Origin of the sequence: Mesorhizobium sp. J428 (assembly GCF_024699925.1) — a bacterium.
Lineage (GTDB): Bacteria > Pseudomonadota > Alphaproteobacteria > Rhizobiales > Rhizobiaceae > Mesorhizobium_A.
Genome location: NZ_JAJOMX010000001.1, coordinates 1963351 through 1983538 on the forward strand (window position 1 = coordinate 1963351; position 20188 = coordinate 1983538).

Sequence of the window (20188 nt, forward strand, 5' to 3'; positions counted from 1 at the left end):
GGTTCCCCCGTGATCCCTTCATTGAGCATGCCACCGCCTGCCGCGCAACTTTCCGCTTGATCGCGCGGCGATGCCCGGCCCATCCTCCCTGACGCGGGAGAGGAACAGGGGGAGGAAGACGTGGCCGAACATACGGATGCCATCGTGGTGGGCGGTGGGCTTGCCGGGCTCGTTGCCGCCGCCGAACTTGCCGATGCCGGCAGGCACGTCGTCGTCCTGGAGCAGGAAGGCGAGAACTCGCTCGGCGGCCAGGCCTTCTGGTCGCTTGGAGGCCTCTTCTTCGTCGATAGCCCCGAGCAGCGCCGGCTGCGCATCAAGGACAGCCGCGAGCTGGCGTTGCAGGACTGGCTGGGCTCCGCCCAGTTCGACCGGCCCGAGGACGCGTGGCCGCGCAAGGTGGCCGAAGCCTTTGTCGATTTCGCCGCCGGCGAGATGCGCCCGTGGCTCCACGGCATGGGCATGCGCTGGTTTCCAGTCGTCGGCTGGGCCGAACGCGGCGGCGCGCAGGCGCACGGCCATGGCAATTCCGTGCCGCGTTTCCACATCACCTGGGGCACCGGCCCCGGCGTGGTCGAGCCCTTCGAACGGCGCGTGCGCGAACATGTCGTCAAAGGCCGCATCGAGCTGAAGTTCCGCCATCAGGCAAGCCGCCTCGTCACGACGAATGGCGCGGTCACCGGCGTCGCAGGCGAGATCCTCGAGCCTTCGACCGTGGAGCGGGGCCAGCAGTCCGGCCGCGCCGTCGCCGGCGTCTTCGAACTGTCGGCCGGCACGGTGCTGGTCACCTCCGGCGGCATCGGCGGCAACCACGAGCTGGTGCGCCAAAACTGGCCGGTCGCACGCCTTGGCCCCGCGCCGAAGCGTATGGTGTCCGGCGTGCCGCATCACGTCGACGGCCGCATGATCGCGATCAGCCAGGACGCGGGCGCGGCGGTCATCAATGCCGACCGCATGTGGCACTATACCGAGGGCGTCGCCAACTGGGCGCCGATCTGGCCGAACCACGGCATCCGCATCCTGCCGGGACCGTCGTCGATGTGGTTCGACGCGCGCGGCGAACGCCTGCCCGCGCCCTGCCTGCCGGGCTTCGACACGCTGTCGACGCTGAAGCACATCCTGTCGACCGGTTACGAATACTCCTGGTTCGTGCTCACCCAGTCGATCATCAAGAAGGAGTTCGCGCTGTCCGGCTCCGAGCAGAATCCCGATTTCACCTCGAAGAGCTGGCGCGCGGTGCTGAAGAACCGGCGCGGCAAGGGCGCGCCGCCGCCGGTGGAAGCTTTCAAGGAGAAGGGCGAGGACTTCATCGTCCGCAACACGCTTTCCGAACTCGTCGAGGCGATGAACGCGCTTGCGGGCGAAAGGCTGATCGACCACGACCACCTGAAGATGCAGATCGAGGCGCGCGACCGCGAGATCGCCAACCCCTTCGCCAAGGACGCACAGATCACCGCCATCAACGGCGCGCGAAGCTATCTCGGCGACAAGCTGATCCGCACCGCGAAGCCGCACCGCATCCTCGATCCGGCGCATGGGCCGCTGATCGCGGTCAGGCTCAACGTGCTGACGCGCAAGACACTGGGCGGCCTGCACACCAACCTCGATTCGCAGGTGCTCGACGCATCCGGCAACCCGATTCCCGGCCTTTATGCGGCAGGCGAGGTGTCCGGCTTCGGCGGCGGCGGCTATCACGGTTACAACGCGCTCGAAGGCACCTTCCTCGGCGGCTGCATCTTCTCCGGCCGCAATGCCGGCCGTCACGCCGCGCGCTCGGTCTAGCGGCGCGCCATGATCAGCCCCGACGCCCGCATCGCGATCGCCGGCGCCGGCTCCATCGGCTGCTATGTCGGCGCATGCCTCGCGCTGGCGCGGCGCAACGTCGTGCTTCTCGCCCGACCGCGGCTGGCCGATGCACTGCGCGACCAAGGCATGCGCATCACCGATCTCGACAGACGCGATCGAAGGCTTCTGCCGGGCGTTATCGAAACGACCGCCGACCCCGCCGCAGCACTGGCCGACGCCGCCGTGATCCTCGTCACCGTGAAGAGCGGCGATACGGCGGGCATGGCCGATCTGATCCGCCGCTTCGCACCGCCGAAGGCGCTTATCGTCAGCCTGCAGAACGGTGTCGACAACGTCCCGCTGCTGCGCGAGCGGCTCGGCGCAGACCGGGTCGTGGCAGGGATGGTGCCGTTCAACGTCGCCCAGACATGGCCCGGCGGCACACCTTCCTTCCATCGCGGCACCAGTGGCCACGTTGTCGTCGACGCCGGCCGACCCGACCTGCGCGCCCTGCTGGATGTCGAAGGCGTCGGCTGCGCGGATCATCCGGATATGGCCGGCCTCGCCTGGTCGAAGCTGGCGCTCAACATGAACAACGCGCTCAACGCGCTCTCCGGCCTGCCATTGAAACGCCAGCTCTCCGACCGTCCCTGGCGCCGCATCCTGGCCGCCCAGATCGACGAGCTGCTGCGCGTCACGAAGGCCGCCGACGTCGCTCTGCCGCCGATTGAAGGCGTGCGCCCGCGCACGATCCCGACCATCCTGCGCCTGCCGGACACCCTCTTCGGCCTCGTCGCCAGGCGCATGCTTGCGATCGACCCCACCGCGACCTCATCGATGGCCGAAGACCTGGCCGCCGGACGGCCGACCGAGATCGACTACCTGCAAGGCGCAGTCGTCAGGCTTGCGGAGGCGCACCGAACGCGCGCCCCGATATCGGAGGCGGTCATCTCGCTCGTCCGCGAGCGAGAAGCCGGTCGGGGGAGTATCGCTTCCGCTGAAGCCTCGTCGAGAATCAGCGCCTTCGCCGGAAAAACCCGCAGCGCTCTTCAAACGTCGACAGTTGAGAGTAGAGCAAAGGGCAGCTAGGCTGACTCTTACTTGGGGAAGAGGCGGTCAGCACACATGAAGCAAGTGCAACGAGCGATATCCTTCGTCGGGTTGCTTGTGGCCCTCGCCCTGTCGCAGTCCGCGATCGCCGACAGCAGCGTCGCGCGCGGTCCCGAGGCGCCTTGGGTCGAGATACTGGATGTTCCAGCCCCTGATCCGCTTTATGCCGACAGGATCCAGGGCGGACTTCATTACCTGCTATCGGAGTATCAGATCCAGCCGACTGAAGGCGGTTGGGAAACCTATAACCGCATTGCCTATAAGATCGTCGACCGCACCGGCCTGGAAAGCGCCGCCAGCATCAGTCTCGAGTTCGACCCGGAAGCAGAGACCGTTACGCTCAATCGGCTTAACATCATCCGGGACGGCGAAATCATAGACCAGCGCCAGGTTGCCAGGATCCAGACCGCGCGGCGGGAACCGGACGCGGAGCGCGGCGTGTTCGACGGCCGGCTGACCGCATACATCAATCTGGACGATGTCCGCATCGGCGACATCATCGACTGGGCAAGCACGTCCAGGCACAGTCCGGCGGTCGGCAAACACCTCTTTTACGCGGCATTCGAGGTGGAATGGACGGTGCCCGTGGGCCGCTTTCGCGTGAAAGCGTTTACGCCGCCCGGAAGGGAACTCGTCCACACATCCCGCGAGACCAAGCTTCAAGCTGATCTGGTGACCGAAGGCGGCATCAAGGCTCTCGTCTGGGACGTCATCAATCCCGAGCCGATTAACGATCAACCCAATGCGCCAGCGGACTTTCCCGTCCAGGGGCGCATTGAAATCTCGTCGACTCGAGATTGGGCTGACATCGTCGCCGCAGTGCGCCCGCATTACCAACTGAACCGGGCACTTCCGAAGACCTTCCAGACAAAGCTCGCGTCGATCGCCAACCGTTACGCCTCGGCTCAGGATCGGCTGATTGAGGCGATGCGCATCGTGCAGGACGATATCCGCTACGTCAGCCTTTCGATCGGCACCGGCACCTACATTCCGCGCAGCCCGGAGGAAGTGATCGCGAGCGGCTTCGGCGACTGCAAGGACAAATCGCTGTTGCTTGCGATCGCACTGCGCTCGCTGGGCATCGAAGCCGATGTGGCGCTCACCCATTCCTTCGAAGGGGCAGCATTGCTGCAACGTTTGCCTGCTGTGTCAGTCTTCAACCACGCCATCGTGCGGGCGAGAATTGACGGGAAACCCTATTGGATCGACCCGACGAACTATCTGCAGGGCGGGCGCGCCGACACGATCGTCGTCCCGCAGTTCGCCTACGCTCTGCCCTTGACCGACGACACGGCCGCCCTTGAGCCTATCCCCAGACCACGGCTGGTCGAACCGACGTCGAGTGTCCTGGAAACGTTCGACATGCCGCACGGCGAGGAACCGATGACGCTGCACGTCGAGACCACGTATCGGGCGGATTCCGCCGATTGGATGCGTTACAAGCTGATGAGTGAATCGCCGGCCAAACTGTCGAACAACTACCTCAAATATTACGACGGGCTCTATCCGGGCATAAGCCGTGTCGCCGCCCTGGACGTCAGCGACGACCGCGACGCCAACGTCGTGAAGGTTGTCGAGCGCTATGAACTCAGCGCCGCCAAGCTCAAGGCCGATGGCCTCATCAAGGAGTTCCCGCTCAAGGCCGACATCGCGCTCGGCGACTTTCCGACGCCGAGCAGCGTCGACCGCGTCGCGCCGGTCTGGATCGGACAGCCCGTGTTCAAGCAACACACCACGCTCGTACGCAACCTGAAGGCACGTTTCAGGGCACCGGAAAATTCGGCCCAAGATGTTGCGCCCTTCGCAGCACTCACGGCCGTCACCAAGGCGACCGATACCAGCTTCCAGGTCATCTGGACGTTCATGACCTTCACGGACCGGGTCTCACCCGCCTATCTGTCCAGATACTCGAAGCGACTGGACGACTTCTGGGCAAACTCGAAATGGACCTTCGACTTCACCTACGTCGCCAAGCCGGGCGAATAGTCTACTCCGCCGCGCTCTTGAACGCGCTGGCGCCGGTCTCGAACTGGAGCCGCGCCAGGCGTGCGTAGACGCCGCCCTTGGCGACCAGCGAGGCGTGCGTGCCTTCCTCGACGATCTCGCCGCCATCGAGCACGATGATGCGGTCGGCCTTGAGCACGGTCGCCAGCCGGTGCGCGATGACCAGCGTGGTGCGGCCCTTCATCAGCCGTTCCAGCGCCGTCTGCACCAGCGTCTCGCTTTCCGCGTCGAGCGCGGAGGTCGCCTCGTCGAGCAGGAGGATCGGCGCGTCGCGGAGGATGGCCCGCGCGATCGCGATGCGCTGGCGCTGGCCGCCCGACAGCGTCACACCGCGCTCGCCCACGACCGTCTTGTAGCCGGCACCGAGCTTGTCGATGAATTCGGACGCCAGCGCATCGTGCGCCGCGCGCTCCACATCGATCTGGTTGGCCTCCGGGCGGCCGAAGGCGATGTTGTCGCGCACCGAGGTGGCGAAGATGGTCACGTCCTGCGGCACGATGGCGATGCGCCGGCGCAGTTCCTGCGGGTCGGCCTGGCTGATATCGACGCCGTCGACGCGGATCCTGCCCGACTGCGGGTCGTAGAAGCGCAGGATCAGCGAGAAGATGGTGCTCTTGCCGGCGCCGGACGGGCCGACGATGGCGACCGTCTCACCCGGCTCGACCGTGAAGGAGACCGAGGTCAGCGACGGCATGTCGCGCCGCCCGGGATAGGCGAAGGATACGTCCTCGAAGGACACGCGCCCAAGCGCCGGCGAGGGAAGCGCCTTCGGATCGGCAGGCGCCGCGATCTCAGGCTCCTCGGCGAGGATCTCGGTCAGCCGCTCGGCGGCGCCGGCCGCCTGGCTGAGCTCGCCCCACACTTCCGACAGCGCACCGAGCGCACCGGCCGCGAACACCGAATAGAGCAGGAATTGGCCAAGCGTGCCGGCCGACATCGTGCCGTCCAGCACGTCGCGCGAACCGAACCAGAGCACGGCCACGACCGACGCGAAAATGGTGAAGATCGCGAAAAAGGTGAGGATCGACCGGGCGAAGACCGACGACCGGGCTGCGTCAAACGCCGCGTTGACCGCGCGCTCGAAGCGGGAGACCACGATCGGCTCGGCGGTGAAAGCCTGCATCGTGCGCGGCGCGCCGATCTGCTCGCTGGCATAGGCGGTCGCCTCCGCAAGCGTATCCTGCGCCTGCCGAGACTTGCGCCTCACCGACCGGCCGAAGGCGACGAGCGGCATGCGATCACCGGGATCGCGGCGACGACGAGGCCGGAAAGCTTCGGACTGGTCACGACCATCATCCCGACCGCGCCAAGCCCCATGATGGCGTTGCGCAACGCCACCGAGGACGTCGCCCCGACGGCGGACTTGATCTGCGTCGTGTCGGCGGTCAGGCGCGAGACGATCTCGCCCGATTGCGACCGATCGAAGAAGGCGGGCGACAGGGTCGTGACATGAGCGAAAACGTCGCGGCGTATGTCGGACACGACACGCTCGCCGAGAGTGATGACGAAGTAGTAGCGGCAGGCGGACGCCAGCGCGAGGACGGCGGCAATCACCACCAGCATGGAGAAGTAGTTGGCGATGAAGGCGGAGTCGCCGCCGTCGCTGAAGCCGTTGTCGACCATGCGGCGCACCGCGATCGGCAGCGTCAGCGTCATGGCCGCCGCGAGCAGCAGGAAGAACACCGATGCAGCGACCATGCCCTTGTAGCGGCCGAGATAGGGGAACAGCCGCGCCAGCGGCTTGAGCGAGCGGCGCCTTTGCTCGTCCTGGGTCGGTGTGTCTTCGGCCATCGCTCTGCGTTCCTCGTCCCGTCGGTCCGGGATCTGTTCTCATCAACGGTTCAGACGAGCCTAATCGTCCATTTCGGCGTCACGAAGCCTTGACGGAAATCAATTCGGCCTTGGCGCCCCTTCCGGCGCCAAACGATCGTGCCTTATACGCACAAGAGCCGTAATGGGCACGTGCCGTATTGTCGGCGGGGCGGACTTGTGCTTCTCGGGGTCGTGCTGTATAGGGCACGCCGACCGTTTTCGAAGCCGTAGCCGTCCATGGCCGCGGCTTCAAGCTTTAGAGACCGGGCGCATCGCCGCACCGCTGTTCAGGACGAGACCGATGAAAGACAAGATCCACCCCGACTACCACACGATCAAGATCGTGATGACCGACGGCACCGAGTACCTGACGCGCTCCACCTGGGGTAAGGAAGGCGACACGATGAACCTCGACATCGACCCCACCACGCACCCGGCCTGGACCGGCGGCAACCAGAACCTCCTTGACCGCGGCGGCCGCGTCACCAAGTTCAAGAGCAAGTTCGCCAATCTCGGCATTTAAGCCCGACGGCAGCGTCAGACATGAAAAAACCCCGCTTCGGCGGGGTTTTTTCATGTCAGGGCTTCTTGTCGAGATGCCCAAGCTGCTTTTCCGGCCACACCTTGTCGCGCAGTCGCCGCTTGAGTTCCGCCGCCTCCGGAAAGCCGCCGTCGCGCTTGCGCTCCCAGATCAGCTCCCCGTCGCAATGTACCTCGTAGATGCCGCCCGTGCCGGGCACCAGCGTCACCTCTGCGAGATCCGTGCCGAAGCTGGAGAGCAGTTCCTGCGCCATCCACGCGGCCCGCAGCATCCAGCTGCACTGGGTGCAATAGGTGATGCGGATGGCGGGTTTATCGCTCACGCCGCGCTGAGCTTTGCAAGTGTGGCGTCGTCCACCTCGAAGTTGGCGTAGACGTTCTGCACGTCGTCGTCGTCCTCAAGGGCTGCCACCAGCTTCATCAGCGACTGGGCGCGTTCTTCATCGACCGGGATGTTGTTCTGCGGCTTCCAGATCGTCTTCACCGACTGGGCCTCGCCGAGCGAGGCTTCGAGCGCGGAGGAGACATCGCCGATGCTCTCGAAGGCGCAGATGATCACGTGGCTCTCCTCGTCAGACTGCACATCGTCGGCGCCCGCCTCGATCGCCGCTTCCATCGCCTTGTCGGCCGATGCTGCGGATGCCGGGTAGACGATCTCGCCGACGCGGTCCCACATGAACGACACCGAGCCGGTTTCGCCGAGCGCCCCGCCGGCCTTGGTGAAGCAGGCGCGGACGTTGGAGGCGGTGCGGTTGCGGTTGTCTGTCAGCGCCTCGACGATGACGGCGACGCCGCCCGGCCCGTAGCCCTCGTAACGCACTTCGTCATAGTTCTCCGCATCGCCGCCGGCGGCCTTGTTGATGGCGCGCTGGATGTTGTCCTTCGGCATCGACTCGGCCTTGGCGTTCTGGATCGCGAGCCGCAGGCGCGGATTGAAGTTCGGGTCGGGCGCGCCCATCTTGGCCGCCACGGTGATTTCGCGCGCGAGCTTGGAAAAGGCCTTGGAACGCATCGCGTCCTGGCGGCCTTTGCGATGCATGATGTTCTTGAACTGGGAATGACCGGCCATGAGCCCTTCAGGTCCTGCAATGGTTGGATTTGGTGGGCTGCCTTACACCAGAAGCCTCGCTTTCGTCCAGAACCGCTCGTTCGGAACTCTTCTCGCGCAATCGTGATGACGGGATCGGCGCGAGCTTGACGATACTCTCGGTCAGACGAACCGGGAGACCCGACATGCGCCGCTTCCGCCTGGCACTCGTGGCCGCAGCATTGCTGGGAGCCTTCACGGCAGCCTCACACGCCCAGCAGGAGGATCCCGTTCCCTCCTCCTGCATCGCGATGGCGCAGTCGCTGCCGAACGTGGTCTACGCCAACTTCACGCCGCAGCTCGCGCAGGCCGACGTTGCCAAGGGCGAGGTAACCATCACCTATGTCGGCCATTCCACCTACTTGATCGACACGCCTGGCGGCGTGCGCGTCGCGACGGATTTCTCCGGCCGCTATCCAGTCGATCCGGTGCCGCGTGTCGTCACCATGAACAAAGCCCATTCCGGCCATTTCACCCGCGCGCCCGATCCATCGATCGAATATCCGCTCAACGGCTGGGCCGAGGGCGGCGAGCCGGCAAGGCACCGCGTCGTGGTCGGCGACCTTTACGTCCGCAACGTGCCAACCGACATCCGCACCTGGGAAGGCGGCATGGAGGTCAACGGCAATTCGATCTTCATCTTCGAGGTGGCCGGCCTGTGCATCGGCCATCTCGGCCATCTGCACCACGACCTCACCGACGCGCATTACGCCGCTATCGGCCGGCTCGACGTCCTGATGGTGCCGGTGGACGGCGGCATGACCCAGTCGCTGACCAATATGAGCAGGATCGCCGAGCGGCTCTATTCCTCGGTCATCCTGCCGATGCATCGCCACGCGACGCCGATCGGCGAGTTCATCTCGCTGATGGGCGAGGGCTTCGCGTCCGACTTCCGCTCCGAGCGTTCGATCAGGCTGTCGCTGTCCAATCTCCCCCGCCAGCCGACGATCGTCATCCTCGACGGCGTCTGAGCCCTATTGCAGGCACCTGACATAGTCGCCGGCGTTGCGCGCGCGGCGCTCGATGATGTTGGCGATGCGGCGCATGCTGGCCGACGGCTTCGCCGGATTGCGCAGGATCGGGTTAGGCAGCGCAGCCGTGAGAAGCGCCGCCTCGCGACGCGACAGGTTCTTCGCCGACTTGCCGAAATGGTGCTGCGCGGCCGCCTCCGCGCCATAGATGTTCGGCCCCAGCTCCGCGATGTTGATGTAGATTTCCATGATACGGTGCTTGGGCACCATGAGGTCGAAATAGACCGCCAGCGGCAGTTCGATCACCTTGCGCACGGACCCCAGCGGACGGTGCCACAGGAACAGATTCTTCACCGTCTGCATGGTGATGGTCGAGGCGCCGCGGGTCAGCTCGCCTTCCATCGCGTCGTTCAGCACAGCGCTCAGTTCCCGCAGGTCCACGCCGTAATGCGAGCAGAACTGGCCGTCCTCCGACATCACGATCGAATGGAGCAGCGGCGGCGCGACCTCCTCCAGCGACACCCATTGCCGGTCATAACCCTGCAGGGTCGCCAGATCCTTCAGCATCAGCGTCGAGACGGGATGCACGAAAGGCAGGATGTAGAGAAAGGTCAACACAAAGGGCAGCGCCGCCAGCACCACGAGCCCGACGACGATTCGCCTGACCCAGCCGCGCCTGCCTTGCCCTGCCCTCACCCTTCCCGCGGCCATGTCCGGCTCCGGATCGACGGCGGGCATGCTCGTCTTGGGAGTGCCTTTTGCCATTACAGACGGCATAAAGGCGCGACTTGCGGCTGGCAATCACCCCCCGCGCTTCACGGCGCGCTTTCCCGTGCTTGACCGCGCCGGGGAATGGCGGCAAGCGTCGCCGCCATGGAAAACGCACCGGTCACAAGCTTCGAGGAACGGCTTTCGGGCCATGCCGCCCGCGTCGAGCAGGAACTGCGCCGCCTGCTCGACGGACGCGACCGGACCGGCGAAATCGCTCGGCCGGAACGCCTGCTCGCTGCCATGCGCCACGGGGTTCTCAATGGCGGCAAGCGGCTGCGGCCGTTCCTCGTCATCGAGAGTGCCGCCCTGTTCGGCCGCGCCGGAGAGGACGTGCTGGCGACGGCGGCCGCGCTCGAATGCGTCCATTGCTATTCGCTGATCCACGACGACCTGCCGGCCATGGACGACGACGATCTGCGCCGCGGCCAGCCCACCGTCCATAAAGCCTATGACGAGGCGACCGCCATCCTTGCCGGCGACAGCCTGCTGACGCTCGCCTTCGACATACTCGCGACGGAGAGCGGGGAGGCAGCGCGGCCACCGCTCTCGCCGCGCCAGCGGCTCGACTTGGTGAAGGGCCTGGCGGTGGCGTCCGGTATCGGCGGCATGGCCGGCGGCCAGGCGCTCGACCTTGGGGCTGAGAGGGACCGGCCCGACGAGGCCGGCATCATCCGGCTCCAGGCTATGAAGACCGGCGCGCTGATCCGCTATGCCTGCGAAGCCGGCGCGATCCTCGGCGGCGCCACCTTCGCCGACCGCGAGCGGCTGGCCGAGTTCGGCTCGGCGATCGGGCTCGCCTTCCAGCTTGCAGACGACCTGCTCGACCTGACCGCCGACGCCGCCGCCATGGGCAAGGCGACCGGTAAGGATGCCGCCGCCGGCAAAGGCACGCTGCCCGCTTTGCACGGCGCAGAATGGACGCGGCAACAGCTGAAGGGCCTCGTCGACCAGGCACACGACCTGCTGGAGCCGTTCGGCGCCAAGGCCGCCGTGCTGAAGCAGGCCGCGACCTTCATCGCCGAGCGCAAGAGCTGATCTACCGGTTCCGCATCACCACGCAGGACCCGCCGGCCGTGCGAAGCGTGACGCAGATTTCGTCCGCCTCCCGCCTCGAGTCCGCTCCAATGCGCACCGCATAGATTCCACGTCGCCCGATCGGCGAGCGCACCCGGCTGACCACCGGCTCATGATCCGCGAGCACGCTGCTGAACCGCGCCTTCAGACGCTGGAACTGGCGAACCGCCGCGTCGCGTCGGAAATTGCCGGCGACCTGGACGCCCCACGGCTTGGTGTGCACGCTCGCCATCGGGATCACGGCGCTCATCGTCGCCGGCATAGCCCGGCATGCCGCATCGAACCCTGCCTCGGCGTCCAGCGGCTCGATCTTGCCGGCATAGGCGGGATCGGTGAACACGTCCGCCGGCTCGCCCATGATGTCGAGCACATAGTTCTCGGTCTCGAGCGGCAGGAAGCCGCCGGAGGACAACCAGCGCGTCACTCGGGTCTCGCCCGAATTGTAGGCCGCCGCCGCGAGCCCCAGATTGCCGAATCTGGCCTTGAGCTCGCCGAGATATTTCGCGCTCGCCGGAATGGCGAGGTCGGGATCGAAGGAATCGGTGAGCCCCCGCATCGCGGCTGTCCCGGGCATGAACTGCGCGATGCCTTCCGCGCCCGCCGGACTGATCGCGCCCGGATCGAACCGGCTCTCCTTCCAGATCAGCCGCGCGAAAAAATCCTCCGGCAACCGGTTCACCCGCGCATGGACCCAGATCAGGTCGCAGATACGGCCGATGGTGACGGCTGGCCTCGCGGGCTCGGCGCGGGCGTCCGGGCTGCAGAAGAGCAGCAGAAGTGCGACAAGGCTACTCCGCCGCCTCACTCGGAGCCTGCCCGAAGCGCTGCTCGATGTAGCTCGCCACCATCGCCTCGAACTCCGCGGCAATGTTTGCGCCACGCAACGTCGCGGCCTTCTTGCCGTCGATGTAGATGGGGGCCGCCGGCGTCTCGCCGGTGCCGGGCAGCGAGATGCCGATGTCGGCATGCTTGGATTCGCCGGGACCGTTGACGATGCAGCCCATCACGGCAACCTTGAGCTCTTCCACGCCCGGATATTTGGTCTTCCAGACCGGCATGTTCTTGCGCAGGTCGGCCTGGATCTTCTCGGCCAATTCCTGGAAGACGGTCGAGGTCGTGCGGCCGCAGCCCGGGCAGGCGGCGACGATCGGCACGAACTGGCGGAAGCCCATCGTCTGCAGCAGCTCCTGCGCCACCTGCACCTCGCGGGTGCGGTCGCCGCCCGGCTCCGGCGTCAGCGAAATGCGGATCGTGTCGCCGATGCCCTGCTGCAGCAGGATGCCCATCGCGGCCGACGACGCGACGATGCCCTTGGTGCCCATGCCCGCCTCGGTGAGGCCGAGGTGCAGCGCGTGGTTCGATCTCTCGGCGAGGTCCCTGTAGACGGCGATTAGGTCCTGCACGCGGCTGACCTTGGCCGAGAGGATGATCTTCGAGCGCGGCAGGCCGATCTCCTCGGCAAGCTCGGCCGAGAATAGCGCCGACTGGATGATCGCCTCACGCGTCACCGCGTCGGCCGTCATCGGAAAGCCGTTCGCCTGGTTGTCGTCCATCAGCCGGGTCAGCAGCTCCTGGTCGAGCGAACCCCAGTTCACGCCGATGCGCACCGGCTTGTCGTAGCGGATCGCCGTCTCGATGATCGCACCGAACTGCCGGTCCTTCTTCTCCTTGAAGCCGACATTGCCCGGATTGATGCGGTATTTCGCCAGCGCCTCGGCACAGGCGGGATGGTCCGCCAGGAGCTTGTGGCCGATATAGTGGAAATCGCCGATCAGCGGCACGAACACGCCGACGCGCTCCAACCGTTCGCGGATGCGCGGCACGGCGGCGGCGCTCTCGTCGCGGTCGACGGTGATACGGACCAGTTCCGAGCCGGCGCGATGCAGTGCGGCCACCTGTGCGACGGTTGCGTCGACATCGGCCGTGTCCGTATTGGTCATCGACTGGACGACCACGGCGGCCCCGCCGCCCACCGTCACGCCGCCGACATCCACGCCGACGGTGGCGCGGCGCGGCGCGGGCCCGGCTTGGCCGACGGCTTGTATCGGGGCGGCGATGGTCATGTGTGGTCTCCGCGACCGGATTCTACGGCATTCAGGTGGCGGAGGCGCTCCGTCATGTCAAGCTTGCGGGCCGAAGACGACGCTTCTGTGTCAGGAGCGGCGCCCGCTCGCAATGCGCGGCAACCGTTCACGGATCATGTCACGCTCGTCCGCGCTGAGGATCGTGGTGTCGAACAGCTTCATGCTCAGCAGCCCCTCCACGGCGAAGAAGACGACGAGAAGGTCGGCGGGATCGGACGATTCGGATTTGAGCCGGTCGAGCAGCCGGCGGCGATGCTGCCTCACCGGCACGAGGAAATGCGGATCCTCTGCCATGGCGGAGAATATCCACGATGCGGTCTCGTCGTCCTCGCATTTGAGCATGCTGAGCCGCAGATAGGCGGCCAGCAGCGTTTCGCCTTCCACGACGGCCTTGTCGAGTTCGCGCTCGAACTCCTCGACATAGCTCGCCACGAGCGCCTGCATCAGCTTGGCCTTGCTCGGGAAATTGTAGAGAAGTCCGCCCTTCGAGACGCCTGCGCGGTGAGCCACCGCATCGAGAGACAGGCTTCCCGGACCGGTTTCGCGCGCGACCTCTGCCGCAGCGGCCAGTATCCGTTCACGGGAATTTGCTCTCGGAGTCCTCATCGAATTTGCTGCACTGCACCTACAACGAATTGACAATACCGTCTAGACGGTACAGTTACGATAGGTGAATCAGATTGCGGAATCCAGCCGTTCGGCTGCATAGTTCCCCGCTCGCCTTTCCCGGAGTGCCTCGTGATCAAGCGTCTCATCATCGCCATCGTGCTGCTCGTGCTGGTGGTCGGCGGGATCGTCGGTTTCAACATGTTCCGCGACAACGCCATCCAGCAGTTCTTCGCCAACATGCCCGTCGTGCCGTCGCCTGTCTCCACCGTGAAGATCGAGCCCGTGAAATGGACCCCTGGCATCCAGGCGATCGGCACGGTGAGTGCCTCGCGCGGCGTGGATCTCACCGTCGAGACCAGCGGCATCGTCAAGGACATCAAGTTTGCCTCGAACCAACGCGTCGAGGAGGGTGCGCTCCTGGTGCAACTTGACGACTTGCAGCAGCAGGCGGACCTGTCCGCCCAGCGCGCCCAGGCGGCGCTCGACAAGCAGAACCTCGACCGCGCGATCGAGTTGCAGAAGCGCGGCGTCGGCTCCGAGACCACCGTGGAGCAGGCGCAGGCCGCCGCGACCGCGTCCGCCGCCCAGGTCACCAAGCTGGAGGCGGTGCTGGAGCAGAAGCAGCTTACCGCGCCCTTTGCCGGCACGATGGGCATTCCGAGGATAGACCTCGGCCAGTACCTCACTCCCGGCACCACGGTCGCCACCCTTCAGAACCTCGACGTGCTGCGCGCCGACTTCTCCGTTCCCGAGCAGAGCCTGAACCTGGTCCGGATCGGCCAGCCGGTCCGCTTCGGCGTCAACGACGCGGACATGCCCTTCCGCGGCGCGATCGTCGGCATCGAGCCGAAGGTCGACCCGTCCACCCGCCTGGTCCTGATCCGCGCCGAGATCGCCAATCCCGAAGGCAAGCTCGCGCCCGGCCAGTTCGTGCAGGTGCGCGTCGAGCTGCCCGAGGAGGACAACGTCATCGCGGTGCCGCAAACGGCCGTGGTGAGCAGCCTCTACGGCGACTTCGTCTACGCCGTCCGCCCGGCCGAAGCCAAGTCGGCCGCGGCGCCTGCGACGGAAGGGGAAGCCAAGCCCGCAGCCACGACGGCGGCCCCGGCACAGGCCGCGCCCGGCCTCGTCGCCCAGCAGATATTCGTCAAGCTCGGCCGCCGCTCCGACGGCCGCGTCGAAATCCTGGAAGGCCTGAAGGACGGCGACGAGATCGTCACGGCCGGCCAGAACCGCCTTTCGAACGGCGGACCGGTCGTGGTCGACAACACCGTCCAGCCGCAGCCCTCGGGCGACGCACAGGCAGACGCGAAATGAGCTTCTCCGACATCTTCATCAAGCGGCCCGTCCTGTCGACGGTGCTCGCCTTCCTGATCCTGCTGCTCGGCGCGCAGGGCATCTTCAACCTGCAGATCCGCGAATATCCGGAGGTCGAGGAGACGGTCATCACCGTCACCACCACCTATCCCGGCGCCAGCGCGGACCTGATCCAGGGCTTCATCACCGCGCCGATCTCGGCTGCGGTGTCGACTACGGAGAACATCGACTACGTCACCTCGCAGAGTCGCCCGTCGGCCTCGGTCGTGACCGTGCAGATGCGTCTCGGCGCCAATCCCGACGCCGCGCTCACCGAGGTCATCGCCAAGGTCAACCAGGTGCGCGGCCAGTTGCCGTCCGATGCCGAGGACCCGGTCATCGTCAAGGGCACCGGACAGCAGTTCGCGATCATGTATCTGGCGATGCAGAACCCGAACATGACCGGCGAGCAGCTCACCGAATATATCGAGCGCGTCATCCGCCCGCGCATGTCGACCATCGAGGGCGTCGCCGAGGTGCAGGTGCTTGGCGCCAAGGAATACTCGATGCGGGTCTGGATCGACCCGATCCGGCTCGCCTCGCGCGGCGTCACCGCGGCGGAGGTGCTCTCGGCGATCAACTCGTCGAACTTCCTCTCCGCGCCCGGCAAGACGCAGAACAAGTTCGTCTCCAACTCGATCACGGTCCAATCGACCCTGCAGAGCGCCGATGCGTTCGGCCAGCTGCCGCTCAAGTCGGATGCCGACGGCGTCGTGCGCCTGAACGAGGTGGCGAAGGTAGAACTCGCCGCCGCGAGCGAGGACACGCGCGTCAACTTCAACGGCAAGGAAGGCACCTTCATCGGCATCTTCCCGACCCCGTCCGCCAACCCGCTCGACACGTCGGCGGGGGTCGTAGGGCAGCTGCCGGCGATCCAGAACTCGCTGCCGGACGGCATGTCGATCAGCCTGGTCTACGATGCAACGGAGACCATCAGCGCCTCGATCGAGGAAGTATTCAAGACCATCGGCGAGGCGGTGCTCATCGTCGTCGTCGTCATCCTGCTCTTCCTCGGTTCGTTCCGCTCCGTGCTGATGCCGGTGGTGACGATCCCACTGTCGCTGGTGGGCGTCTGCTTCTTCCTGTTCGTGGCCGGATACTCGATCAACCTTCTGTCGCTGCTTGCAATGGTGCTGGCGATCGGCCTCGTCGTCGACGACGCGATCGTGGTGCTGGAGAACATCCACCGCCACATAGAGGACGGCATGACGCCGATGCAGGCGGCCTTCAAGGGCATGGCCGAGATCACGACGTCGGTCGTCGCCATGACCATCACGCTCGCCGCCGTCTTCGCGCCGCTGATGTTCACCGGCGGCCTGACCGGCTCGCTCTTCCGCGAGTTCGCCTTCACGCTCGCTGGCGCCGTGGTCATCTCCGGCCTGGTCGCCTTGACGATCACGCCGATGATGTCAGCCCGCATCCTGAAGTCCGGCAACCACAGCCGCTTCCAGAGGGCCGTCGATCACTTCTTCGACCGCTTCGCCAATGGTTATGAGCGTCTCGTCACAGGCTCGCTGAAATACCGGCCCGTGACGCTTCTGGTCGTCATCGCACTGGTCGGCGCGACGGCCTTCATGTTCGTCAAGACCTCCAGCGAACTGGCGCCGGAAGAGGATTCCGGCGCGCTGTTCGCGCTCATCACCGCCCCGCGCTACGCGACGACGGACTACACCCAGCTCTATGTCGACCAGATCCGCGAGCTGACCAAGGACATCCCGGAGGTCAAGGCCAACTTCTCCATCGTCGGCCTCGGCGGCGATACCAGCTCCGGCTTCTCGGTCTGGGCGCTGAAGGACTGGTCCGAGCGCGTACCCGCTCGCAAAAGGAGATCCAGGCCGACATCCAGGCGCAGCTCGCCAAGGTGGCGGGCGTGCAGGCGCTGGTCTTCGCGCCCCCCTCGCTGCCCGGCGCGGGCGGCGGCCTGCCGATCTCGGTCGTCATCCGCTCCACGGGCGAGCCGAGCCGCGTCTACGAGGTGGCCGAGCAGATCCGGCTGGAAGCGCAGAAGTCCGGCCGCTTCATCGTCGTTCAGAACTCGCTTGCCTTCGACGCGCCGCAGGTGACGGTCACCATCGACCGCGATCGCGCGGCGGCGCTCAACCTGCCGATCCGCGAGATCGGCACGACGCTCGGCCTGCTCGTCGGCGGCGGCGCGGTGGCGCAGTTCGACCGCGATTCGAACAGCTACGACATCATCATGCAGGTGCCGCAGGAATATCGCGACAATCCGGAGAAGCTCGGCCAGTTCTTCATCCGCTCGGTCTCGGGCGACATGGTGCCGCTGTCGGCGGTTGTCTCGGTCTCGACCAACGTCTCGCCGGCCTCGATCGAGCAGTTCAACCAGCTCAACGCCGCGACGATCTCGGCGCTGCCGCTGCCAGGCGTGTCGACCGGCGACGGCCTCGCGGCGATCGAGAACATCGCCCGGCCGCTGCTGCCGGACGGCTTCTTCATCGACTATTCCGGCCAGTCGCGCCTCGAGAGCCAGCAGGGCAACACGATCGCCATCGCCTTCGCGCTGGCCGTCGTCGTCATTTACCTGGTGCTCGCGGCGCAGTTCGAGAGTTTCCGCGACCCGTTGATCATCATGATGTCGGTCCCGCTGTCGATCTTCGGCGCCATCCTGCCGCTCAACCTGGGGCTCGGAACGTTGAACATCTACACGCAGGTGGGTCTCATCACGCTGGTCGGCCTGATCACAAAGCACGGCATCCTGCTGGTCGAGTTCGCCAACCAGCAGCGGCACATGAACGGACTTGGCCGGCGTGACGCGATCATCGCCTCGGCCAAGACCCGCCTGCGGCCGATCCTGATGACCACGGCGGCGATGTCCCTCGGCGTCGTGCCGCTGATCATCGCCTCCGGTGCAGGTGCGGCGGCGCGTTCGGCGATGGGAATGGTGATCTTCACCGGCATCCTCGTCGGCACCGCCTTCACGCTGTTCGTGGTGCCGATGTTCTACACCTTCATTGCGGCCAAGGACGCGCCACAGGACGCAGAGGAACCGTCGGCTGAGACGCTGGCCATGCCAGCGGAATAACACCGTAGAACCACGGCATTGGCTTCCCTGGTGCGACGCACTATCTCTGCTGCGCCGCACAAGTCCATTGAGGAGAATGCCATGCCAAGGGTAGCTATCGTCACCGGATCGACGTCCGGGATCGGTCTCGCCATCGCCGAGGCGCTTGCTGACCTCGGCCACACAGTCGTCGTCAATTCCTTTTCCGACACCGAGGCCGACCATGCGGTGGCGAAAGCCATCGCCGACGGCACGGGTGCGAAGGTCGTCTACCGCCAGGCCGACATGTCGAAAGCGGACGAGTGCCGCGCCCTCGTCGCCTGGACCGAGAAGGAGTTTGGCTCCGTCGACATCCTCGTCAACAATGCCGGCATCCAGTATGTCGCGCCAGTCGAGGAGTTCCCGGTCGAGCAGTGGAACCGCATCATCGCGATCAACCTCTCCTCCGCCTTCCACACCACCGCCGCCGCCCTGCCCGGCATGAAGGTCAGGGACTGGGGCCGCATCGTCAACATCGCCTCCGCCCACGGTCTGCGTGCCTCGCCGAACAAGTCGGCCTATGTCGCCGCCAAGCACGGCGTCGTCGGCCTCACCAAGACGGTGGCGCTGGAGAATGCCCGCTCCAACATCACTTGCAACGCCGTCTGCCCCGGCTTCGTGCTGACGCCGCTGGTCGAGAAGCAGATCGATGACCGGGCGAAGGAACTCGGTCTCGACCGCGAGACCGTCATCCGCGACGTCATCCTGGAAAAGCAGCCAAGCAAGAAGTTCGCCACGGTCGGCGAGATCGCCGCCGCGACGCTCTACCTCGCGTCGGAGGGTGCTGCCTCCGTCACCGGCACGACCATCTCGGTCGACGGCGGCTGGACGGCGCAGTGATGCGCAAGCCGGTCAACCTGGCGCTGCAGGGCGGCGGCTCGCACGGCGCGTTCACCTGGGGCGTGCTGGACCGCCTGCTCGAAGACGGCCGGCTCGACTTCGCGGCCGTCTCCGGCACCAGTGCCGGCGCGATGAACGCCGCGGCGCTCGCCGACGGCTGGATGCGCGGCGGACGCGAGGGCGCGCGCGAGCGTCTCTCATCCTTCTGGAAGAGCGTCGCGCGCAAGGGCCGCTTCTCTCCCGTGCAGCGGCTGCCCTGGGACATTTTCTGGGGCAACTGGTCGGTCGAGAATTCGCCCGGCTACATGTTCTACGACGCCATGTCGCGCATCTTCTCGCCTTATATGGCCAATCCCCTGAACGTGAACCCGCTCCGGGAGGTGGTCGAGGAAGAGATCGACTTCCGCAATGTCCGCAGCTGCAAGGGCATCAGCGTCTTCGTCTCGGCCACCAACGTGCAGACCGGCCGCCTGCGTGTCTTCTCCGGCGATGAGCTGAGCGCCGACGCCGTGATGGCGTCCGCCTGCCTGCCGCAGGTCTTTCGCGCCGTCGAGATCGACGGCGAGCCCTACTGGGACGGCGGCTACGGCGGCAATCCGGCGATCTTCCCCTTCTTCTACACCAACCATGTCGAGGACGTGCTTCTGGTGCAGATCAATCCGGTGATCCGGGAAGGCGCGCCGAAGACGGCGCAGGAAATCCAGAACCGCGTCGACGAGATCACCTTCAATTCCGGCCTGCTGCACGAAATGCGCGCGATCGCCTTCGTCAACAGGCTGATCGAGGAAGGGCGCGTTTCGCGCGACGAGTACCGCGCCATCCGCATGCATCGCATCGACGCCGACGAGGCATTCAAGGACCTGTCCGCCTCCTCGAAGATCAACGCGGAATGGGCCTTCCTGGAGTATCTGCGCGATCTCGGGCGCAGCGCCGCCGAGGACTGGCTCGCGGCGAACTACGATGCCGTCGGCGAGCATGCCACGCTCGACGTGTCGGGAGAGATTTCGGGAACGCCGCAACTCAGATCGCGCGGCCTCGGCGCGCGCACGCGTGAATTTCTGGCGACCCGCAGGAAGCCCGCCGCCTGACC

The 20188-nt window shown here is 66.0% G+C and carries 15 protein-coding genes and 2 pseudogenes; 10 read left to right on the forward strand and 7 right to left on the reverse strand.

The genetic code is table 11. From position 1 onward, the window contains the following. Positions 1–120 precede the first annotated feature (120 nt). Genes LRS09_RS09855 through LRS09_RS09865 form a run of 3 tightly spaced genes read left to right on the forward strand, consistent with a single transcriptional unit; the run spans position 121 to position 4878 of the window. Positions 121–1779, forward strand: coding sequence for an FAD-binding dehydrogenase (locus tag LRS09_RS09855; protein WP_257805759.1), 1659 nt, complete (start codon positions 121–123; stop codon positions 1777–1779). A gap of 9 nt (positions 1780–1788) precedes the next feature. Further along, complete coding sequence (locus LRS09_RS09860) at positions 1789–2871, forward strand: 2-dehydropantoate 2-reductase (protein WP_257805764.1); 1083 nt, start codon at positions 1789–1791, stop codon at positions 2869–2871. A gap of 36 nt (positions 2872–2907) precedes the next feature. Beyond that, positions 2908–4878 carry a DUF3857 domain-containing transglutaminase family protein gene (locus LRS09_RS09865; protein WP_257805766.1) on the forward strand — a complete coding sequence of 657 codons (1971 nt, stop codon included), beginning with the start codon at positions 2908–2910 and terminating at the stop codon, positions 4876–4878. Between the two features lies 1 nt (position 4879). On the opposite strand, the pseudogene LRS09_RS09870 reads toward LRS09_RS09865, so the two are convergent. After that, positions 4880–6687, reverse strand: a pseudogene (locus LRS09_RS09870) (ABC transporter transmembrane domain-containing protein). 322 nt (positions 6688–7009) lie between these two features. On the opposite strand from LRS09_RS09870, the gene rpmE reads away from it, so the two are divergent. Further along, entirely contained in the window at positions 7010–7231 is a 222-nt protein-coding gene (gene rpmE / locus LRS09_RS09875; RefSeq protein WP_085467382.1) for a 50S ribosomal protein L31, read from the forward strand. Between the two features lie 55 nt (positions 7232–7286). Here rpmE and LRS09_RS09880 read toward each other — a convergent pair whose 3' ends face one another. Beyond that, the gene (locus tag LRS09_RS09880; RefSeq protein WP_257805768.1) at positions 7287–7571 is read right to left on the reverse strand and encodes a SelT/SelW/SelH family protein; all 285 of its coding nucleotides are present in this window, start codon (positions 7569–7571) and stop codon (positions 7287–7289) included. Then, the gene (locus LRS09_RS09885) at positions 7568–8317 is read right to left on the reverse strand and encodes a YebC/PmpR family DNA-binding transcriptional regulator (protein WP_257805771.1); all 750 of its coding nucleotides are present in this window, start codon (positions 8315–8317) and stop codon (positions 7568–7570) included. The genes LRS09_RS09880 and LRS09_RS09885 overlap by 4 nt, the downstream gene beginning before the upstream one ends. Positions 8318–8481: 164 nt before the next feature. On the opposite strand from LRS09_RS09885, the gene LRS09_RS09890 reads away from it, so the two are divergent. Further along, the gene (locus LRS09_RS09890) at positions 8482–9306 is read left to right on the forward strand and encodes an MBL fold metallo-hydrolase (RefSeq protein ID WP_257805772.1); all 825 of its coding nucleotides are present in this window, start codon (positions 8482–8484) and stop codon (positions 9304–9306) included. Between the two features lie 3 nt (positions 9307–9309). On the opposite strand, the gene LRS09_RS09895 is transcribed toward LRS09_RS09890, so the two are convergent. Then, positions 9310–10017 (reverse strand): biosynthetic peptidoglycan transglycosylase, encoded by a 708-nt coding sequence (locus LRS09_RS09895; RefSeq protein ID WP_257805780.1) that lies wholly within the window; start codon positions 10015–10017, stop codon positions 9310–9312. 162 nt (positions 10018–10179) lie between these two features. Between LRS09_RS09895 and LRS09_RS09900 the strand changes: the two genes are divergently transcribed. After that, a complete protein-coding gene (locus tag LRS09_RS09900) occupies positions 10180–11112 on the forward strand; it encodes a polyprenyl synthetase family protein (protein WP_257805781.1) in 933 nt (310 codons plus the stop codon). A gap of 1 nt (position 11113) precedes the next feature. Here LRS09_RS09900 and LRS09_RS09905 read toward each other — a convergent pair whose 3' ends face one another. From LRS09_RS09905 to LRS09_RS09915, 3 genes are all read right to left on the reverse strand, one after another. Beyond that, the gene (locus LRS09_RS09905; RefSeq protein WP_257805784.1) at positions 11114–11956 is read right to left on the reverse strand and encodes a lytic transglycosylase domain-containing protein; all 843 of its coding nucleotides are present in this window, start codon (positions 11954–11956) and stop codon (positions 11114–11116) included. After that, entirely contained in the window at positions 11940–13214 is a 1275-nt protein-coding gene (gene ispG / locus LRS09_RS09910; protein WP_257805786.1) for a flavodoxin-dependent (E)-4-hydroxy-3-methylbut-2-enyl-diphosphate synthase, read from the reverse strand. The genes LRS09_RS09905 and ispG overlap by 17 nt, the downstream gene beginning before the upstream one ends. Positions 13215–13304: 90 nt before the next feature. After that, positions 13305–13841 (reverse strand): TetR/AcrR family transcriptional regulator, encoded by a 537-nt coding sequence (locus LRS09_RS09915; protein WP_257805788.1) that lies wholly within the window; start codon positions 13839–13841, stop codon positions 13305–13307. A 132-nt stretch (positions 13842–13973) separates the two neighbouring features. On the opposite strand from LRS09_RS09915, the gene LRS09_RS09920 reads away from it, so the two are divergent. The 4 genes and pseudogenes from LRS09_RS09920 to LRS09_RS09935 all read left to right on the forward strand — a co-directional run bounded on the left by LRS09_RS09920 (position 13974) and on the right by LRS09_RS09935 (position 20186). Beyond that, positions 13974–15161, forward strand: coding sequence for an efflux RND transporter periplasmic adaptor subunit (locus LRS09_RS09920; protein ID WP_257805790.1), 1188 nt, complete (start codon positions 13974–13976; stop codon positions 15159–15161). Further along, positions 15158–18240, forward strand: a pseudogene (locus LRS09_RS09925) (efflux RND transporter permease subunit). Before LRS09_RS09920 ends, LRS09_RS09925 begins: the two are co-directional and overlap by 4 nt. Positions 18241–18306: 66 nt before the next feature. Further along, positions 18307–19098 carry a 3-hydroxybutyrate dehydrogenase gene (locus tag LRS09_RS09930; protein ID WP_374684904.1) on the forward strand — a complete coding sequence of 264 codons (792 nt, stop codon included), beginning with the start codon at positions 18307–18309 and terminating at the stop codon, positions 19096–19098. Continuing rightward, positions 19098–20186, forward strand: coding sequence for a patatin-like phospholipase family protein (locus LRS09_RS09935; protein WP_257805795.1), 1089 nt, complete (start codon positions 19098–19100; stop codon positions 20184–20186). Before LRS09_RS09930 ends, LRS09_RS09935 begins: the two co-directional genes overlap by 1 nt. The last annotated feature ends 2 nt before the right edge of the window (positions 20187–20188 follow it).